We start from the raw sequence: 19,763 nt of genomic DNA on the forward strand, positions 1-19,763 counted from the left end.
ATTTTTTAGAATAAATTATATGAGCGAAGAAATCAAGAAGAACAATTATTCAGCAGATAGTATTCAGGCATTAGAAGGAATGGAGCACGTAAGAATGCGTCCATCGATGTATATTGGAGATGTAGGAGTTCGAGGACTGCATCATTTAGTTTATGAGGTTGTTGATAACTCTATTGATGAGGCCATGGGCGGACATTGTGATACTATTGGTGTCGCAATTAACGAAGATGGTTCTGTTACAGTTGAAGATAACGGACGTGGTATTCCAGTTGATTTGCATAAAAAAGAAGGTGTTTCTGCACTTGAGGTTGTAATGACAAAAATTGGAGCCGGAGGTAAATTCGACAAAGATTCGTATAAAGTTTCTGGAGGTTTGCACGGTGTTGGGGTTTCGGTTGTAAACGCCCTTTCTGTTCACATGAAATCTACTGTATTTAGAGAAGGTAAAATCTATGAGCAGGAATACGAAAGAGGAAAATCTTTATATCCAGTAAAACAAATTGGAGAAACAGATAAAAGAGGTACACGTCAGACTTTTTATCCAGATGACACGATTTTTACTCAGACTACTGAGTTCTCATACGATACACTTTCAGCTCGTATGCGTGAACTTTCTTTCTTAAATAAAGGAATTACCATCACGTTTACAGATAAGAGAGAAGTTGATGAAAAAGGTGAATTTAAAAGTGAAGTTTTTCATTCTACAGAAGGTTTAAAAGAGTATATCCGTTACTTAGACGGTAATCGTGAGCCAATTGTTTCGCATGTAATCAGCATGGATCATGACAAAGGCGAAATTCCTGTAGAAGTTGCCTTAATTTATAATACAAGTTATACAGAGAATATTTTCTCATACGTAAATAATATTAATACTCACGAAGGAGGAACGCATTTACAAGGTTTTAGAAGTGGTTTGACAAGAACACTTAAAAAATATGCCGATGCTTCTGGTTTGTTGGATAAATTAAAATTCGAAATTGCAGGAGATGACTTCCGTGAAGGATTAACAGCGATTATTTCGGTAAAAGTTTCTGAACCTCAATTCGAAGGGCAGACTAAAACTAAACTTGGAAATAGAGAAGTTGTTTCTCCAGTTTCGCAGGCAGTTGGAGAAATGTTAGAGAATTATTTGGAAGAAAATCCAAATGATGCAAAACTGATTATCCAAAAAGTAATCTTAGCAGCACAAGCACGTCACGCAGCGAAAAAAGCGCGTGAAATGGTACAGCGTAAAACCGTTATGGGTGGCGGCGGATTGCCAGGGAAATTGTCTGACTGTTCAGAACAAGATCCTGCTAGATGTGAGGTTTACCTTGTCGAGGGAGATTCGGCTGGTGGAACAGCAAAGCAAGGTCGTGACCGTAACTTTCAAGCAATTCTGCCATTACGTGGTAAGATCTTGAACGTTGAAAAAGCAATGCATCATAAAGTATTTGAAAACGAAGAGATTCGTAACATTTTTACAGCTTTAGGAGTTACAGTTGGAACTGCAGAAGACAGTAAAGCATTAAATCTTGAAAAACTAAGATATCATAAGGTAATCATCATGTGTGATGCCGATGTCGATGGTAGTCACATTTCTACCTTAATATTAACGTTCTTCTTTCGTTTTATGAAAGAATTAATCGAAGAAGGCCACGTATACATTGCAGCGCCGCCGTTGTATTTGGTTAAAAAAGGACAAAAGAAAGAATATGCTTGGAATGATGTGCAGCGTGATCAAGCTAACGAAAGAATGGGTGGAAGTGCCGCTATTCAGCGTTATAAAGGTCTTGGAGAGATGAACGCGGAGCAATTGTGGGAAACTACAATGGATCCAAGTTTCAGAACTTTACGTCAGGTAACAATTGATAGTTTGGCAGAAGCTGATAGAGTTTTCTCGATGTTAATGGGTGATGAAGTGCCGCCTCGTAGAGAATTTATCGAGAAAAATGCAGTTTACGCAAATATCGACGCATAAAATCAAAAATTAATAATTTCAATTCGTTTAATTGTTTAAATTTACTAGACAATTAAACGAATTGTCTTTTTAAGGAATAGACAAATAAATTAATAACCGATAAAGTATAAAATATGAAAGTTACCATTGTAGGAGCAGGAAATGTTGGAGCTACATGTGCAGACGTTATTTCTTATAGAGGAATTGCAAGCGAAGTAGTATTGTTGGATATTAAAGAAGGTTTTGCCGAAGGTAAAGCATTGGATATTACACAATGCGCGACAAATACTGGTTTTAATACTAAAGTGTCTGGCGTTACCAACGATTATTCTAAAACTGCTGGAAGTGATGTAGTCGTAATTACATCAGGAATTCCAAGAAAACCAGGAATGACAAGGGAAGAATTAATAGGTATAAATGCAGGAATTGTAAAAACAGTTGCCGAAAATGTGCTGAAATATTCTCCTGACACTATAATTGTTGTAGTTTCTAATCCAATGGATACTATGACGTATTTGGCTTTAAAAGCTACAGGTTTACCAAAAAACAGAATTATTGGTATGGGAGGTGCGTTAGACAGCTCTCGTTTTAGAACGTATCTTTCATTAGCATTAGATAAACCTGCAAATGATATTTCTGCGATGGTAATTGGAGGACATGGTGATACAACTATGATTCCGTTAACACGTTTAGCATCTTACAACGGAATTCCGGTATCGGAATTTCTTTCAGAAGACGTACTGCAAAAAGTAGCGGCAGATACAATGGTTGGAGGAGCAACTCTTACAGGCTTGCTTGGAACTTCAGCTTGGTATGCGCCAGGGGCTTCTGTGGCCTATTTAGTAGATAGTATTTTGAACGATCAAAAGAAAATGATTGCATGTTCTGTTTTTGTAGAAGGAGAATATGGTCAAAACGATATCTGTATTGGAGTACCGTGTATAATTGGTAAAAATGGAGTAGAAGAGATTTTAGATATTAACTTAAATGATCAGGAAAAGGCATTATTTGCGAAAAGTGCAGATGCAGTTCGTAGTATGAATGATGCTCTAAAAACGATTTTAGTATAATAAAAACGGCAAAAAAGAGAAAAGGCTGCACTTTTGCAGCTTTTTTTTTGAGATTAATCAATAAATAAATTGGTTAATATTTTCGTTAATTATATATTTGCTCGGTTTAAAAAAAAATTGGTAATTCGTGATCTCGTATTTTTGTTTTAAAAAATCATGTCAGGGCTTATTTTATGGGACTTTAAAACAAAAACAAAAATAAAACATAATTAATTTTTAGTAATAATGCAGAATAAAGGACTTATTAAATTTTTCGCAATTCTATTTGCATTGGTGAGTATTTACCAACTATCATTCACTTTTGTGGCAAGTGGTGTCAAAAGTGAGGCTAAAGCTTTTGCAGGAGATAATCCTGATAAAGAGCTGAAATATTTAGATTCGATTGGTAAAGAGAAAGTATTAAATCTTGGTTTTACTGATTTCACTTACAACGAAGTGAAAAACAAGCAGCTTAATAAAGGTCTTGACTTAGAAGGAGGAATCAACGTTATTCTTCAAATTTCTATTAAAGATGTTTTAAAAGGTTTAGCTAATAATTCTAAAAATCCAGTTTTTAATAAATCATTAGCTGATGCATCTGCAAATTTAGAAGGAAACAAAACATATTTAAATAAGTTTTTTGAAGCTTTTGAAGCAAACTCAAAAGGAAGTGTAAAATTAGCATCTCCAGATATTTTTGCAAACAGAAGTCTTCAAGGTGAAGGTGGTGTAGATTTTCAAATGTCTGACGCACAGGTTCAAAAAGTTGTAAAAAGAAAAGTTGATGAGTCTGTAGAAAGTGCTTTTAAAGTATTAAGAGAGCGTATCGACAAATTTGGTGTTACACAGCCAAACATTCAAAAATTAGGAGAAACAGGAAGGATCTTAGTAGAGCTTCCAGGTGCTAAGGATGTTGATAGAATTAAAAAATTATTAGGTGGAAAAGCTCAATTAGAGTTTTGGGAAACTTATAAAATTGAAGAAATTGGTAATTTCTTAGTTGCTGCTAACGAAGCTTTAAAGAAAACTGAAGTTAAGAAACCAGAAACTAAAACTGTTGCTAAAGATTCGTTGAATGCTTTATTGACAGATGCTAAAGATTCTACAGATACTAAAAAAGGAAACAATCCTTTATTTGATAAAATTTTAGGTCAAGGCGGCGGACCAGTTTTAGGTTACTTCGCTACAAAAGATACTGCTGCAATTAACAGTTATTTTAAAAGACCAGAAATTAGAGTTTTATTGGCTGCTGACCAACATTATGCAAAATTTGTTTGGAGTAAACCAACTACTATAAAAGATCAAAAAGCAAAAGATTTAGCAAGTGCAAAAGATATTGAAGTTGTTGAATTATACGCTTTAAAAGGAAACAGAGACAATAACCCAGCAATGAGCGGTGGTGTTGTTACTGATGCAAAAGATACTTTTGACCAAATGGGTAAACCTGCAGTTTCTATGCAGATGAACAGCCAAGGTGCTAAAGTTTGGGAAGAATTAACAGGAAGAGCGTTTGCTCAAAAAAGTTATATCGCTATCGTTTTAGATGATATCGTTTATTCTGCTCCAGGTGTTACAAGTGGTCCTATCGCTGGAGGAAGATCCGAAATTACAGGTTCTTTTGATGTTGCTGAAACTAAAGATTTAGCTAACGTATTAAACGCAGGTAAATTACCAGCTTCTGCAGATATTATTCAATCAACTGTTGTTGGTCCATCTTTAGGACAAGCGGCTATTGATGCAGGTACAATTTCTTCTGTATTAGGGTTTTTATTAGTTTGCGTTTGGATGGTATTCTATTATGGTAAAGCGGGATGGTATGCAAACCTTGCTTTATTATTAAACTTACTTTTCTTATTCGGAATTATGGCAAGTTTTGGTTTTGTATTAACATTACCAGGTATTGCAGGTATCGTATTAACATTAGGTACAGCGGTAGATGCGAACATTATTATCTACGAAAGAGCAAAAGAGGAATTGCGTGAAGGAAAATCTCTTTCTGAGGCGGTTGCTGCTTCTTACGGATGGCACGGTGCAATGCGTTCTATTATTGATGCTAACGTTACTCACGTTTTAACTGGAGCTATCTTATTTATCTTTGGAACAGGTCCTATTAAAGGTTTCGCTTTAACATTATTAATTGGTATCGTAACTTCATTGTTTACATCAATCTTTATTGCTAGAATCTTTATTGATAGAAATATTATTGGAAAAGCTGATTTAACTTTCTCTACAAATATTACTAAAAACTGGTTTACTAATTTCCACTTTGATTTCATTAAAGTAAAAAAATTCACTTATATCTTCTCTTCCATTGTAACAGTAGTAAGTTTAACTTCTATTTTCTTTATTAATGGTTTAGATGAAGGTGTTGATTTTGTTGGAGGTAGAACTTTCCAAGTTAAATTTGAAAAACCAGTTGATGCAACTGCTGTTTCAGATGAATTATCTGCAGCTTTTGGAACTCCTGTTGAAGCTAAAATTTTAGGTGATGATGATCAATTGAAAATCACTACTAAATATAAAATTAAAGAAGACGGTGTAGCTATTGATGAAGAAGTGAATCAAAAATTATATGCTTCTTTACAGAAATATTTCCCAAATACTTCTTACGAGAAATTCATTAACTCTTTTGACGGTAAAAAAGTCGGTGTATTACAAGCTTCTAAAGTTGGAGCTTCTATCTCTGAGGATATTAAAACTAACTCATACTGGGCGGTTCTTGGTGCGATGGCAGTTATTTTCTTATACTTAATGGTATCTTTCCGTAAATGGCAGTATTCATTAGGTGCGATTGCAGCTGTTGCGCATGACGTTATCTTTGTATTAGGAATTTACTCATTATGCTACAAATTCATGCCATTCCACATGGAAATGGATCAGCACTTTATCGCTGCGATTTTGACTGTAATTGGTTACTCTATGAACGATACTGTAATTGTATTTGACAGGGTTAGAGAATTTATCATCGGAAACCGTAAAGGTAGTTTCGAAGATATCGTAAACGCTTCTATTAATACTACTTTATCAAGAACGTTGAATACTTCATTAATGATGATCATTGTATTATTAACAATGTTTATTTTTGGTGGAGAATCAATTAGAGGATTTATCTTTGCAATGTTAATTGGTATTATCGTAGGTACTTACTCTTCATTGTTTATCGCTACGCCAGTATTGGTTGATACGATTTCAAATGATGAGAAACATACAATCGAAGACAAACACAACAAAGCATAATTAAACTTTGTTTTTAATAGTAGAAAGATCCAGTGAAAGCTGGATCTTTTTTTTATGTTTGTATGTGAGATTCAAAAACTATTATGGCCAAGAAAAGCATATTCTTTATCGTTTCTTTCTTTGTATTGCTGCAACTTCATGCGCAACAGAAATACAATAATTATAGGGTAGGAGTGAGTTATGGTTTTGGAAGCGAGTTCAATAATACGGATTATACTTTTACTAATAATTTCTATAAAGCCCAGTTGTATTATAGATTAAAAGAAACTCGAAATTTTAGATATGAGATTTTAATACAGCCCGAGATCAACTTTGGAAAACATCAATTGTTGAATTTGTATTTCGTAAAGCCTGAAACACCGGATTTTGAGCAGAAGCGAATTGAATACATGAAATTGAAAAACGTTCATGAATATGTGCTGAATATTGGTTTTATAGTCAGTAAACCAATTGGTAATATGTTTTCCTGTTATCTCTTAGGAAGTATAGGACCAATGATTACAGATACAGAAACAGAACGTATGTCTAAAGGTTTTGCTTTCGCAGATGTTTTGGCGATAGGTTTTTCGGTCGATTACAACCAATTTCAGTTTGATGTGCGCCCAAGTGTCAGGCATGTGTCTAATGCGGGTTTAGGAAGCTCTAATGCGGGCTATAATACAAAGAATATCGAATTTGGTATTTCGTATCAGCTCTAAAAAAGAAAACGCCCAATATCTCAGATATTGGGCGTTTGTTATAAAGTAATATAATTTATGACGCTGCAAGAGGATTTCTTTGTGCTCTTATGATAAAGAAAAGACCAATAATAATAAATGGAATACTTAACCATTGACCTGTAGAGAAATAACCTAAATCTTCTTCTATTCCGCCTTGGCTTTGTTTTACAAATTCCACAATAAAACGAACTACGAATAAAAGAACTAAAAACAATCCGAATAAGAAACCAGATTTAAGTCTTGTATTTGTTTTCCAGTATAAGAAATATAAAATAGCAAATACAAAAATATAAGAGAATCCCTCGTATAATTGTGCTGGATGTCTTGCAGGAACTTCGGCTAATAAATTTGCAAATTTTGGGTTTGTCGCAATTGCATTATAAGCCTCAATTGGATCTGCAATTCCAGTTTTTTGTACTGCTTCGTTTTTGCTGAATTTATCGTGTAAAAAACGAATTCCAAATGCAGATGTGGTTTCGTTACCAATGATTTCAGAATTGAAGAAATTTCCCAAACGAACAAAAATAGCACCGCTGGCAACAGGAATTACAATTCGGTCTAAAATCCATAAAAGCGATCGTTTTAAGATTTTTTTGCTGTAAAAATACATCGCTACAATAATAGAAATTGCCGCACCGTGACTTGCTAATCCTTGAAAACCTGTAAATTCAAATTTTGGTTCAAATCTAAAAGGAAGGAAAATCTCAAGTAAGTGATTTCTGAAATATTCCCAATCGTAAAATAAAACATGGCCTAAACGCGCGCCAATCAAAGTTGCAAGAACTGTCCAAACAAACAAAGAATCTAATTTTTCTAGTGATTCATTTTCTCTTTCAAAGATCTTCTTCATTAGAAACCATCCTAAAAGAAAAGCAATTACAAACATTAAGCTGTAATAACGAATTATAAAAAATCCTAAATTGATTCCCTCTGAAGGATTCCAAACAAAATTTAAGGCGTGTGTCATGTAAATTGTTTTATATTGTAAAAATAAATATTTAATGTAAAGTACCGCTTTATAAAAGGTTAATGTTTATGATCACATTTCTTTTCTGGTACAGGATCGTAACCGCTTCGTCCCCAAGGATGACAGCTTAAAATACGCTTTGTTCCTAAAAAACCGCCGTAAAATAATCCGTGAGTCTGCAATGCCTGAATCATATAACTGGAACAAGTTGGTTCAAATCTGCAAGATGCCGGAGTAAACGGAGAAATTGCCGTTTGATAAAAACGCACCAGTAGTACAAACGGATATATTAGAATTTTGGATAACATATTTTTTTTAGTGTTCAGTGTTCAGTTTTTTAGTTTTCAGTATTCCTATTTAAACTTTGGCGTAACGAAACACTAAAAAAGGAATCATGAACTCTTTTTTTATTGAATACTAAATGATGTTCCTTCTTTACCATCCTTAAGTTGTATTCCTAAAGCAATTAATTGGTCTCGAATCTGATCTGAAAGTGCAAAGTTTTTATCTGCTCGCGCTTGATTTCTCATTCCGATAAGCATATTCACAACTCCTTCTAATTTATCATCACCGTCTGCGCTTTTTTCGTCAACAAGTCCTAAAACATCAAATATAAAAGCATTTACAGCTGCAGTAAAATCTGCTAAATCAGCTGCTGAAATAGTTTCTTTACCGTCTTTTAATAAATTAATATAGCGAACAGCTTCAAATAGCTGAGCAATTAAAATAGGTGTGTTAAAGTCATCATTCATTGCATCGTAGCAAAGCTGTTTCCAAGATGCAAAATCTATAGAACTTGTGCTTCCAGTTGAAATGTTTGGTAAAGCGTCTACCGCTTCCATCAATCTTTTGTATCCCTTTTCGGCAGCAACAATTGCATCATCAGAGAAATCTAAAATACTTCTGTAATGTGCCTGCAGCATAAAGAAACGAGTCACCGAAGCTGAAAATGGTTTACTTAAAATAGTATTTTCTCCGCTAAGAATTTCGCCTGGTAAAATATTATTTCCAGTCGACTTAGCCATTTTCTTTCCGTTTAAAGTCAGCATGTTGGCATGCATCCAGTAATTTACTGGAGACTGGCCTGTACAAGCTTCATTTTGTGCTATTTCGCATTCGTGGTGCGGGAATTTTAAATCCATTCCGCCTCCGTGAATATCAAAATGATTTCCTAAGTATTTTGTACTCATTGCAGTACATTCAAGATGCCATCCAGGGAAACCATCGCTCCAGGGTGAAGGCCATCTCATGATATGTTCTGGTTCTGCTTTTTTCCAGAGTGCAAAATCCTGAGGATTTCTTTTATCAGACTGACCGTCTAAATCACGAGTATTAGCCAGCATATCGTCGATATTTCGACCGCTTAAAATACCGTAATTATTAGTTTCGTTATATTTTACAACATCAAAATATACAGATCCGTTGGCAACATAACCAATTCCGGTATCAATAATTTTTTTGATAATTTCAATTTGTTCAATAATATGTCCAGTTGCCGTTGGTTCAATGCTTGGCGGTAAAAAGTTGAATGCTTTTAGAATGGTATGGAAATCAACAGTATAACGCTGTACAACTTCCATTGGCTCTAATTGTTCCAATCGAGCTTTTTTAGCAATTTTATCTTCACCTTCATCAACATCATCTACAATATGTCCTACATCGGTAATATTTCGAACATAGCGCACTTTGTAGTCCAAATGAAGAAAATACCTGAAAATAACGTCAAAAGACATAAAAGTTCTGACATTTCCTAAGTGAACATTACTATATACGGTAGGTCCGCAAACATACATTCCAACATTTCCATCATGGATTGGTTTGAAATCTTCTTTTTCACCCGAAAGTGAATTGTATATTTTTAAGGGTTGACTGCTGTATAGTGGCATATTGTTTTTAATGTTTAATCGTTTAACTGTTGATTTGTTTAATCGCTGTAAACGTTTGATCGTTTTAATTAATTTCTATTATTCTTTAGAAAGATAGTATTTTTTTAAACTGTTTATCTGATTGCATATTTTTTCAATTTTTTCACGAGATTCTACATACTCTGTTTCAGAAACATAATTTAAATCTTTAGAAATAATCAAATGATTCAGAGTTTCCATTGCTGATGAATACGATATCGTTAAAAAATGCGCTTTGTCTTTATTCGTATTTCTCGAAGTTCCTTCGGCAATATTAGTAGCAATAGACGATGAACTTCTTTTTATTTGAGAAGTTATTCCGAACAGCTCATTTGATGGGAATTTAGTAGTTAATTTATAAATATCCAAAATAAACATTCGTGCATTTTGCCAGACTTCTAACTTTTCAAATGAAAAAACATACATTCTTTTCTGTTTTAACTGTTGATTTGTTTAATCGTTTAATCGGAAATTATACTTTTGACAAAGCGATTAAACAAATTAACGATTTACCGATTAACCTAAAACTGCGTTTCTAGTTTAATGTAATCAAGAAATTCTCTTTTCGTTTGAGGATCTTTAAATTTTCCGCCGAATTCAGAAGTTACAGTACTGCTTTCGATATCTTTAATTCCACGAGAATTTACACAAAGGTGTTTAGCATCGATAACGCAGGCAACATCTTCTGTTCCTAAAGCTTTTTGAAGTTCCTGAACAATTTGCATAGTTAAACGCTCTTGAACCTGAGGCCTTTTAGCATAATATTCAACAATACGGTTCATTTTTGATAAACCAATAACTCTTCCGCTTGAAATATAAGCCACGTGAGCGCGCCCGATAATTGGTAGTAAATGGTGTTCGCAAGTAGAATAAACAGTAATGTTTTTTTCTACAAGCATTTCGCCATATTTGTAATTGTTGTCGAAAGTTGAAGCTTTTGGCTGTTTTGCAGGATTAAGACCACCAAAAATCTCTTTTACAAACATTTTTGCTACTCGGTTTGGAGTACCTTTTATGCTGTCATCTGTTAAATCCATTCCAAGAGTCTGCAGAATGCTTTCAACATCTTTTTTTATTTTTTCTATTTTTTCTTCATCAGTTATGTCAAAAGCGTCCGCTCTTAAAGGGTTTTGAGCATTACTGCTGAAGTGACTGTCACCTATTTCGTCTAAAAAATCTTCGTTATTTGTCATTAAAAACTACTATTATAATGGGTATATCTTTTTAAGGCGGTAAAGATAATTAATAAATAGGAAACCTTTTCTATCGTTTTTACGATTTAATTGTTGCTTTTTGGATATAATTTAAATTAGCGGTGAAATAGTTCTAATTTAAAACACAAAAGACAATAACGAAAGTGTTATTGTCTTTTGAAATTCTATTTATAATGACTTGATTATCTATTGTTATAAACCACTAAAGCCTCCTTTAAAATAGTAACAGCTGTAATTAAATCTTTCTTATTTAAAACATACGCAATACGAACCTGATTTAATCCCATACCAGGAGTTGAATAAAAACCTTTGGCAGGAGCGATCATTACCGTTTCGCCATTTAGATTATAACTTTCTAAAAGCCATTGTGCAAAATCATCAGAATCTTTTATTGGGAGCTGGGCAATACAATAAAAAGCACCTTTTGGTTTGGTTACAATAACACCGTCAATTTTATTTAATTCGGCAATCAGCGTGTCGCGACGCTCTTTGTATTCTGAAATTACTTCATCAAAATAACTTTGAGGCGTGTCAATTGCAGCTTCGCAGGCAATTTGTTCAATTGTTGGCGGACTTAAACGTGCCTGAGCAAATTTCATTACCGTTGCCAAAACATCTTTATTTTTTGTAACCAGACAGCCAATTCTTGCACCGCACATACTGTAGCGTTTAGAAACAGAATCGACCATTATTACATTTTGCTGCACATCTTCAAGATTCATTACAGAAAAATGTGTTTCATCTCCATCGTATAAAAATTCACGATATACTTCATCGGCAATTAGGTATAGATCATGTTTTTTGATCAAACCAGCCAATTGTTTAATTTCTTCTTCAGAATATAAATATCCAGTCGGATTTCCAGGGTTGCAAATCAGAATGGCTTTTGTTTTTGGAGTAATTAATTTTTCTACCTCTTCGATACTTGGCAGAGCAAATGCCGTTTCGATTGTCGAAACAAGAGGCACTACAGTTGCACTAGTTGATGATGCAAACGCATGATAATTAGCATAAAAAGGTTCTGGAATGATAATTTCATCTCCAGGATCTGTAATTGTGGCCAGTGCAAAAAGTAAGGCTTCAGAACCACCAGTAGTTACAATGATGTCTTCTGTGTTAACGTTTACATTTTGGCGCTGGTAAAATTGAGCTAATTTTTTTCTATAGCTTTCATATCCGGCAGACGGACTGTATTCTATAAGAGTTAAATCAATATTTTTTACCGCCTCGATGGCCACTTCGGGTGTCTTGATATCCGGTTGACCAATGTTTAAATGATACACCTTGTGTCCCTTTTGCTTTGCTAAATCTGCAAAAGGAGCCAGCTTTCGTATCGGTGATTCAGGCATGTTTCTGCCTTTGTGTGAAATTGTTGGCATGAGTATAAATTATTGAAGTGCAAATTTGCATTTTTTTTTCGAATTTAACGTAAACAATACAGGTAGTTCGAGAAATGTAACAATTATAGATATATTTACTAATTTTATAATAAAAAATTGTCAATGAAAAAATATATAGTATTGTTTTTTGGGTTATTCTTACCTTTTTTACTTTTTGGACAGGGCGGTTTTTTTTTACAAAACAATTCTTCTAAGGCTGTAATACCTTTTAAACTAATTAACAATCTGGTCTTTATTCCGATAAAAGTAAACGGAATCGAACTTAACTTTCTGCTCGACTCAGGGGTTGAAGAGACTATTTTGTTTAGTATGGAAGACAAACAGGAAGTTAGTTTTAACAATATCGAAAAAATAAAACTTAGAGGACTCGGAAGCGAAGAAGAGATCGAAGGACTAAAATCGACAAAAAATGTCTTAGAAACTCATGGATTAAAGTCTAATGATCATTTGGTATTTATTATTTTAGATCAAAGTTTTAATTTGTCTTCTCATATCGGAATTCCCGTAAATGGAATTATTGGGCATAAATTCTTTAAAAATAATTTTGTTGAAATTAATTATCAAAAAAAGAAAATCATAGTTCATTCGAGATCCAATAAGTTTCAGCAAAAAATGGATTCCAAATATAAAATGATCCCAATAACTATTGAAAGATCAAAACCATATTTGGTAACTACTGCGACTGTAAATAATGTTGAAATTCCAGCAAAACTACTAATAGATGTTGGGAACAGTGATGCCTTTTGGATATTCGAAAATAATAATATCAAACTTCCAACTAAAAATTTTCCCGATTTTCTTGGAAAAGGGTTTAGCGGTGATATTGAAGGACATCGAGCTAAAATAGACAAGTTTGCCATTGATGAATTTGAATTTAAAAAACCTATTGTTTCTTTTCCAGATTCAATTTCTATTCGCAACGTGAAGATGGTACCAGGGCGTATTGGCTCTATTGGAGGTGAAATTCTGAAACGATTTACCGTAGTTTTTGATTATACCGATAAAAAAATGTATTTGAAGAAAAACAGTAAATTTTCAGAACCTTTTACCTATAATAAAAGTGGTATTACCGTGCAGCATCATGGCCTTCAATGGGTACAGGAAACAGTTCGTTTAGAAATGGTACGAGTTTCTACTACAGTTGAAGATCTGCAGGATAAGGATAAAAACAATAATAATTTTAAGTATAAATTTGCTCTAAAACCAGTTTACGAAATTGTGAATGTCCGCAAAAATTCTGCAGCAGAAAAAAGCGGTCTTATGAAAGGCGATATCATTGTAAGCATTAACAGAACACAACCATACAGATATACATTACAGCAGATAAATAATCTTTTAAAATCTGAAGAAGATGTTTGGATAACTCTGGATGTTGAGCGAAACAGCGTTGTGCTGAAATTCAGATTTAAACTTGAAGATGAGCTTTAAATAAAAATAATTACCTAATTTTTATTGTAATTAAAATTTTCTTTTTCATTTAATATTTCAGATGATTTGCTTTTTGTGAAAATAAGTCTGTTAAAAATTAGTTTTTTGCTTATATATTTTATTATGTTTAACAAAAATTTAATTCATGGTCAAAAATTACATTAATTTCTTACAATTTGTAACGACTTTTATTTTTTTAACCTTTCTTTCTTCAAAGATACATGCCCAATGTGCTGGAAACGATAATACAAATGAATTAATTTGTAATATTTCTGATCCAGCTAATCGGTCTATTTCTTTGTTTTCGCTGTTAGGAGGAAATCCAGTTCCTGGAGGAACATGGTCAGATGATGATGGCTCAAGAGGATTAGATACGGCTACAGGTATTTTAAGTGCACAGATAATTCGAAGCGGCGGTACTTATCACTATACTTATACAGCACCAGTCACGGCAGGTTGTACAGATAATAAAGCTACTGTTACCCTTACAATTGGTGCTTACGCGGGAGTTGCGGCCCCTTATGCCAGCGAATGCAGTAATAAAAAAACTTTTAATCTATTTACTGCTTTCAATGGAACAGTGATGGGACCTCACTTAAATGGAATCTGGACTGATAGTGATGGAGAAACAGTTGATTCAACAATTCCTATTGAGGGATTAAGCGGTACATTTACTTTTAATTATACCGTTCCAGCCGTTCTGTTATGTTCTCCAGTATCTCCATCGGTAACTGTAATTGTTACAATTAATAAAGCACCAGAGGCAGGAGAAACAAATGACGCTTTTATTTGTGAAACTGATGTAGCAAATTATACCAATTTTGATTTAAACACTTTAATTTCGGGACAAGATCCTGAGGGACAATGGACAGGTATGGGATTAAGTTCTCCAACAGACCATATTGTTGATATTCAAGATTTATACAATAAAAACGGCCCCAGAACTTTCACATATACTTATAAGGCATTTTTTGTGCCTTCTAATAATAATAATGGAGTTGTATGTCCAGATGATGAAGAAAGTCTTGTTATTTCGATTGAAAAAAAGCTTGATTTTACTGGCGCAAAAGTTAAGATTGAAAATGATATTTGTGCTCCAGAAATACCCAGAGCATTTTACACTGCTAGAATAACACAAGGAACGCAAGCAATTCCAGATGGACAATATAGAGTTAGATTTAATGTTTCTGGTCCAGATAGCGGAACAGAAACAGTTGTTTCATATTTTGTAAACGGTATAGCTATCTTTCCCATTTCGCGAGAATATTTTAAACAAGTTGGAGATTACACAGTTACCATAGAGTATATTTATTTATCATCAACTAGAGGTGCCTGTATCAATATTATTAATGACTTGTCTGATGTTTTGCATGTTTACCCGTTGCCAGATTTAAACACAGTTGAATTGCTGGCTAATCCCGTTTGCCAAAATGAGATTGCAACAGTTCAGATTACTAACGGAACACAGCTGGCAGACGGAAACTATGATATTCAATATAATATAACGGGAGATAATGTCGCTACAGGACAATCTGCAAATTTTACAATGTCTGGCGGAAATGCAAGTTTTGATATTCCTGCAATTTTAAGTGCAAAAAGCGGTGCTGTAACTATTACAATTACGAATATTACCAATACAGCTACAGGCTGTACAAATAGTGCCTTTAAATCAGTAAATTTAACCATTAATCCTTTGCCAAATGCGACAACGGTTAGTGTTGCGGTTAATAATTTTTGCTTGAACGAACCATTTCCTGTTTCTATTTCTGGATTAGGAAATTTAACAAATGCAAAGATTTCTTATATTCTTTCAGAAGGTAATTCCTCTACAATGCAAACCATAACTCAGGACGTTGCAGACGGAAAATTGGATTTTGTTATTCCGGCAGAATTACTTTTAAACGCTGGAACAACAAAGATTACGCTGTTGAATTTGACAAACATTCTAACCAATTGTGATGTTGATTTAATTAATATCGCAGATGATTTTATAATTTATCCTATTCCGGCAGCCCCAGCTGTTCTTAATCAGGAATTTTGTAAAGTTGATGAAGCAGCAGTTGCTAATTTAGTTCCAAATGGAAATCAATATAAATGGTATAGTTCACCAACATCAACTACACCTCTAGCAAGTGCTTTAATTTTGGAATCAGGTAATTACTATGTCAAGGAGACCTCTTCTGAAGGCTGTACTTCAGAAGCTGCGACGGTTGTAGTGACAATAAATGATTCACCAGCTCCTGTATTAAACTCAGATGGACAGAATTTCTGTGGACTAAATAACCCAACTATTGCAGATTTGTCAAATAATACAAATATTCCTCAAGCAGTAGCTTGGTACGATGCTCCTGAAAATGGGAATTTATTATCTGCCACAACTCCTTTAATGGAACAAGGCAGATATTACGGGTTTAATTTTCCAAGTACAGATTGTTTCTCTACAGAATATATTGAAGTCACTGTTACATTAACAAATTGTGATAATATACCTAATAACTTTTTTGTTCCCGATGGTTTTTCTCCAAATGGAGACGGTGTAAACGATTCATTTGTGATAAAAGATATTGAGTTTTTATACCCAAATTATACACTTGAAATCTATAACAGATACGGAAATGGAATGTATAAAGGAGATAAAAATAAACCAGCTTGGGACGGAATGAATTATGAAAAGAGCGGTCTCGCTGGCGGAGTCGCGCCAAACGGAGTTTATTTTTATGTGCTTCATTTTAATAAAGATAATAAACCGCCGCAACAAGGCCGTCTTTATTTAAATCGATAAATCTCTTTTTATATTTTTAATATATTTTTCAAATGAAAAAAATAATACTCCTTATAAATTTCCTCTTTTATATAGCAGCTTCTGCACAGCAGGATCCAGAATATACACATTATATGTACAATATGAGTGTCGTAAATCCAGCCTATGCGACTGGCGTTCCGGCGATGATGAATTTTGGAGGCCTGTACAGAACACAATGGGTAGGAGCAGTTGGAGCTCCAAAAACATTTACCTTTTTCGGGCATACCGCTATTACAGACAAAATAGAGGCGGGACTATCATTTATATCAGATGATATTGGAGATGGCGCCAAAAAAGAAAATAATGTTTATGCAGATTTTGCCTATGTTTTAAAATTAGGCGGACAAAATAAACTTTCACTAGGATTAAAAGCAGGATTTTCATCCATGCAGAGCAACTTCAACGGTTTCCGTTTTACAGATCCTCAGACTGATTTTGCTTTTTCTGAAAATATAAATGCTACAAAACCTAATATTGGAGTTGGAGCTTATTACTTTAGAGATAATCTTTATGTTGGATTATCTGTTCCAAACTTGCTGAAATCGAAATACATCGAAGAAAAATCAGGTGTTAATGCTTTTGGTTCTGAGGAAATACATACTTTTTTAACCGCAGGTTATGTTTTTCAGCTCAATGATATGTTGAAATTAAAACCGGCATTTATGTCCAAATTTGTCAAAGGTGCCCCTATAACATTCGATGTCACTGCAAATGTGTTGTACAACGAAAAGTTTGAATTTGGTGCAGCATATAGAATTGATGATTCAGTAAGTGCGTTGTTTAATATCAATATTACACCGACACTAAGAGTAGGTTATTCCTATGATTACACGCTTACAAACTTTGGACAGTTTAATTCAGGTACGCACGAAATTATGTTGTTGTTTGATTTAGATTTATTAGGAAAAGGATTTGATAAATCACCAAGATTCTTTTAAAATGAAAAATATGAAAAGATTACTCGTTATTATATTCGTATTTTCAATACAGTTTATAAATGCCCAAGATCAGGAATTGGCAAGAGCAAAACGATTTTTTGATAAAACGTATTACAGCGAAGCCATTGTTTTATACCAAAAATTAGCTGACGAAAAACCTTCGCAAGAAGTTATAAAAAACTTAGCCGATTCTTATTTCTATACAAACGATTTAGTTAAGGCACAACGCTATTACCGTCTTTTGGTAAAAAACTATAGCAATAACTTAGACAGAGCCTATTATTTCAGATATGCACAGACATTAAAAGCTACAAATAGTTATGACGATGCTAACGCTGTTTTAAAAGAATATTATACCAAATCAGCAAATACAGATGATGTTATTAATTTCGAAAAAGAGGTTAAAACATTAGAAAATGTAACTGCAATAGGAAAACGTTTTGAGATTAAAAATTTAGCAGTTAATACACCAAATTCTGAATTTGGTGCAGTGAAATACAAAGAAGATCTAGTTTTTGCCGGTGTTAAATTAAAGCCGGGCTGGTTTGATAAAAAATACAAATGGGACAACGAAACCTATTTAAACTTAGTTACGATTCCGCTGAAAAACATTAATTCGGGAGATTCTATTGTTCATTATTTTGCCAAAGAATTAAAAACAGGAATGCACGAGTCGAATGCTGTTTTTACAAAAGATGGTAAGACGATGTACTTCACTAGAAACAATTCCAAAAATGGAAAGAAGAAAAAAGATGACAAGAAAATTTCTAATCTTCAAATCTTTAAAGCAGAATTAGTAGAAGGAAAATGGACAAATGTTTCATCGCTTCCGTTTAATAGTCCAAACTATTCTGTAGAACATCCAGCTTTAAGTGCAGATGAAAAAGTATTGTATTTTGCGTCTGATATGCCGGGTTCGCTTGGTTCATTTGATATTTATTCAGTGAACGTTAATAAAGGTGCATTTGATACTCCAAAAAATCTTGGTCCAGAAATCAATACAGATAAAAGAGAACAATTTCCATTTGCATCTGCAGATAATAAACTGTATTTCTCTTCTGATGGACATTTAGGTTACGGATCTTTAGATGTTTTTGTGTCTGATATTAACGGAAATGAATATTCAAAACCAGTTAATATCGGATTGCCTTTAAACTCAAATCTGGATGATTTTGCTTTTAACATTGATTCTAATACCAAAGAAGGTTTTTTTGCTTCAAATAGAGATGGAGGAAAAGGAAGTGACGATATTTATCAATTCAAAGAAATCAAAGATTTAATTGTAGAAGATTGTAAACAGTTTATTGCGGGAATAATTACAGATGTTGATACAAAACTCGCTTTAGAAAATGCAATGGTAATTTTACAGGATTCAGAAAACAAAACCTTAAATACGATTACAACCGCTGCAGATGGAAAATTTAGTTTTACAGTTGCCTGTGAAGCTTCGTATAAAGTTTCGGCTTTCAAGGAAAAATATACAAACGAATCGAAAACGCTGATTTTGGATAAAACCAGAGATGCCGTAAACGATGTATCTTTAGCTTTAAAATCTTTAGAAGCGATCAAGCAGGAAGAAAAGCTGATTGCAGAAAATAAAAGAAAGCAGGAAATTATTATTGAAGAAGAAAATAAGAAAAAGGCTGAACTTGCTGCGATTGAATTAAAACAAAAAGAGAAGAAAGCCAAAGAGCAAGAAATTGTTGCTGCCGAAGTTAAAAAGCAAGAAAAAGTAAAAGAAATTTTAGCACAGGAAAAAGATGTTGTAAAAGATAAAGACAGGTTAATCATTAAAACCGATCCTATTTATTTTGATTACAATATGTGGTACATTCGTAAAGAATCCAAAGTTGTTTTAGGAAGAGTAGTCGATTTGATGAAGAAATATCCGGGAATGGTAATCGAAATTGGATCGCACACAGATTCTCGTGGAAATGCTAAATTCAACGAAGATTTATCTCAAAAAAGAGCCAATTCCACAAGGGAGTTTATCATTCAATCTGGAATTGATGCGAAAAGAGTTGCTGCGAAAGGTTACGGCGAATCGGTTCCAATTATAAAATGTAAAACCGACGAATCTTGTTCGGAAGAAGAACACGAATTAAACAGAAGATCAGAATTTGTAATTAAGAATTTGTAGATTTTTATAAAACGCTTTCTATTGA

Annotated in this window: 14 protein-coding genes; 8 read left to right on the forward strand and 6 right to left on the reverse strand. The window is 33.7% G+C overall.

The window, feature by feature from the left end:
- Window positions 1–19: 19 nt before the first annotated feature.
- From gyrB to BSF42_RS10595, 4 genes are all read left to right on the forward strand, one after another.
- Window positions 20–1,960: a DNA topoisomerase (ATP-hydrolyzing) subunit B gene (gyrB, locus tag BSF42_RS10580; protein ID WP_095953064.1), complete on the forward strand. Its 1,941-nt coding sequence runs from the start codon at window positions 20–22 to the stop codon at window positions 1,958–1,960.
- A gap of 113 nt (window positions 1,961–2,073) precedes the next feature.
- Window positions 2,074–3,009, forward strand: a complete 936-nt coding sequence (gene mdh / locus BSF42_RS10585) for a malate dehydrogenase (RefSeq protein WP_095953065.1) — start codon at window positions 2,074–2,076, stop codon at window positions 3,007–3,009.
- A 225-nt stretch (window positions 3,010–3,234) separates the two neighbouring features.
- On the forward strand, window positions 3,235–6,225 hold the full coding sequence (gene secDF, locus BSF42_RS10590) for a protein translocase subunit SecDF (RefSeq protein ID WP_095953066.1): 2,991 nt from the start codon (window positions 3,235–3,237) through the stop codon (window positions 6,223–6,225).
- 83 nt (window positions 6,226–6,308) lie between these two features.
- A complete protein-coding gene (locus BSF42_RS10595) occupies window positions 6,309–6,923 on the forward strand; it encodes an acyloxyacyl hydrolase (RefSeq protein ID WP_095953067.1) in 615 nt (204 codons plus the stop codon).
- A 55-nt stretch (window positions 6,924–6,978) separates the two neighbouring features.
- Here the strand turns inward: BSF42_RS10595 and lgt are convergent, their stop codons facing one another.
- The 6 genes from lgt to BSF42_RS10625 form a co-directional block, all read right to left on the reverse strand.
- The gene (gene lgt, locus BSF42_RS10600) at window positions 6,979–7,911 is read right to left on the reverse strand and encodes a prolipoprotein diacylglyceryl transferase (RefSeq protein ID WP_095953068.1); all 933 of its coding nucleotides are present in this window, start codon (window positions 7,909–7,911) and stop codon (window positions 6,979–6,981) included.
- 59 nt (window positions 7,912–7,970) lie between these two features.
- The gene (gene yidD, locus BSF42_RS10605; RefSeq protein WP_095953069.1) at window positions 7,971–8,219 is read right to left on the reverse strand and encodes a membrane protein insertion efficiency factor YidD; all 249 of its coding nucleotides are present in this window, start codon (window positions 8,217–8,219) and stop codon (window positions 7,971–7,973) included.
- Window positions 8,220–8,318: 99 nt separating this feature from the next.
- Window positions 8,319–9,797, reverse strand: a complete 1,479-nt coding sequence (gene cysS, locus BSF42_RS10610; RefSeq protein ID WP_095953070.1) for a cysteine--tRNA ligase — start codon at window positions 9,795–9,797, stop codon at window positions 8,319–8,321.
- 78 nt (window positions 9,798–9,875) lie between these two features.
- A complete protein-coding gene (locus tag BSF42_RS10615; protein ID WP_095953071.1) occupies window positions 9,876–10,241 on the reverse strand; it encodes a four helix bundle protein in 366 nt (121 codons plus the stop codon).
- 95 nt (window positions 10,242–10,336) lie between these two features.
- The gene (folE, locus tag BSF42_RS10620) at window positions 10,337–11,008 is read right to left on the reverse strand and encodes a GTP cyclohydrolase I FolE (protein ID WP_095953072.1); all 672 of its coding nucleotides are present in this window, start codon (window positions 11,006–11,008) and stop codon (window positions 10,337–10,339) included.
- A 203-nt stretch (window positions 11,009–11,211) separates the two neighbouring features.
- On the reverse strand, window positions 11,212–12,408 hold the full coding sequence (locus BSF42_RS10625; RefSeq protein ID WP_095953073.1) for a pyridoxal phosphate-dependent aminotransferase: 1,197 nt from the start codon (window positions 12,406–12,408) through the stop codon (window positions 11,212–11,214).
- 123 nt (window positions 12,409–12,531) lie between these two features.
- Between BSF42_RS10625 and BSF42_RS10630 the strand changes: the two genes are divergently transcribed.
- The 4 genes from BSF42_RS10630 (at window position 12,532) to BSF42_RS10645 (ending at window position 19,738) form a co-directional block, all read left to right on the forward strand.
- Complete coding sequence (locus tag BSF42_RS10630; RefSeq protein ID WP_095953074.1) at window positions 12,532–13,857, forward strand: PDZ domain-containing protein; 1,326 nt, start codon at window positions 12,532–12,534, stop codon at window positions 13,855–13,857.
- 145 nt (window positions 13,858–14,002) lie between these two features.
- Window positions 14,003–16,639 (forward strand): gliding motility-associated C-terminal domain-containing protein, encoded by a 2,637-nt coding sequence (locus BSF42_RS10635; protein WP_095953075.1) that lies wholly within the window; start codon window positions 14,003–14,005, stop codon window positions 16,637–16,639.
- A 32-nt stretch (window positions 16,640–16,671) separates the two neighbouring features.
- Window positions 16,672–17,598, forward strand: coding sequence for a type IX secretion system membrane protein PorP/SprF (locus BSF42_RS10640; protein ID WP_095953076.1), 927 nt, complete (start codon window positions 16,672–16,674; stop codon window positions 17,596–17,598).
- A 10-nt stretch (window positions 17,599–17,608) separates the two neighbouring features.
- Entirely contained in the window at window positions 17,609–19,738 is a 2,130-nt protein-coding gene (locus BSF42_RS10645) for an OmpA family protein (protein WP_172426673.1), read from the forward strand.
- Window positions 19,739–19,763: the final 25 nt, after the last annotated feature.

Source organism: Flavobacterium sp. ACN6, from assembly GCF_002304005.1.
Taxonomy (GTDB): domain Bacteria; phylum Bacteroidota; class Bacteroidia; order Flavobacteriales; family Flavobacteriaceae; genus Flavobacterium.

What these genes read in the sequence shown, in the direction of transcription:
- gyrB (WP_095953064.1), top strand. Translation starts at nt 20, where the DNA reads ATGAGCGAAGAAATCAAGAAGAACAATTATTCAGCAGATAGTATTCAG.
- mdh (WP_095953065.1), top strand. Translation starts at nt 2,074, where the DNA reads ATGAAAGTTACCATTGTAGGAGCAGGAAATGTTGGAGCTACATGTGCA.
- secDF (WP_095953066.1), top strand. Translation starts at nt 3,235, where the DNA reads ATGCAGAATAAAGGACTTATTAAATTTTTCGCAATTCTATTTGCATTG.
- BSF42_RS10595 (WP_095953067.1), top strand. Translation starts at nt 6,309, where the DNA reads ATGGCCAAGAAAAGCATATTCTTTATCGTTTCTTTCTTTGTATTGCTG.
- lgt (WP_095953068.1), bottom strand. Translation starts at nt 7,911, where the DNA reads ATGACACACGCCTTAAATTTTGTTTGGAATCCTTCAGAGGGAATCAAT.
- yidD (WP_095953069.1), bottom strand. Translation starts at nt 8,219, where the DNA reads ATGTTATCCAAAATTCTAATATATCCGTTTGTACTACTGGTGCGTTTT.
- cysS (WP_095953070.1), bottom strand. Translation starts at nt 9,797, where the DNA reads ATGCCACTATACAGCAGTCAACCCTTAAAAATATACAATTCACTTTCG.
- BSF42_RS10615 (WP_095953071.1), bottom strand. Translation starts at nt 10,241, where the DNA reads ATGTATGTTTTTTCATTTGAAAAGTTAGAAGTCTGGCAAAATGCACGA.
- folE (WP_095953072.1), bottom strand. Translation starts at nt 11,008, where the DNA reads ATGACAAATAACGAAGATTTTTTAGACGAAATAGGTGACAGTCACTTC.
- BSF42_RS10625 (WP_095953073.1), bottom strand. Translation starts at nt 12,408, where the DNA reads ATGCCAACAATTTCACACAAAGGCAGAAACATGCCTGAATCACCGATA.
- BSF42_RS10630 (WP_095953074.1), top strand. Translation starts at nt 12,532, where the DNA reads ATGAAAAAATATATAGTATTGTTTTTTGGGTTATTCTTACCTTTTTTA.
- BSF42_RS10635 (WP_095953075.1), top strand. Translation starts at nt 14,003, where the DNA reads ATGGTCAAAAATTACATTAATTTCTTACAATTTGTAACGACTTTTATT.
- BSF42_RS10640 (WP_095953076.1), top strand. Translation starts at nt 16,672, where the DNA reads ATGAAAAAAATAATACTCCTTATAAATTTCCTCTTTTATATAGCAGCT.
- BSF42_RS10645 (WP_172426673.1), top strand. Translation starts at nt 17,609, where the DNA reads ATGAAAAGATTACTCGTTATTATATTCGTATTTTCAATACAGTTTATA.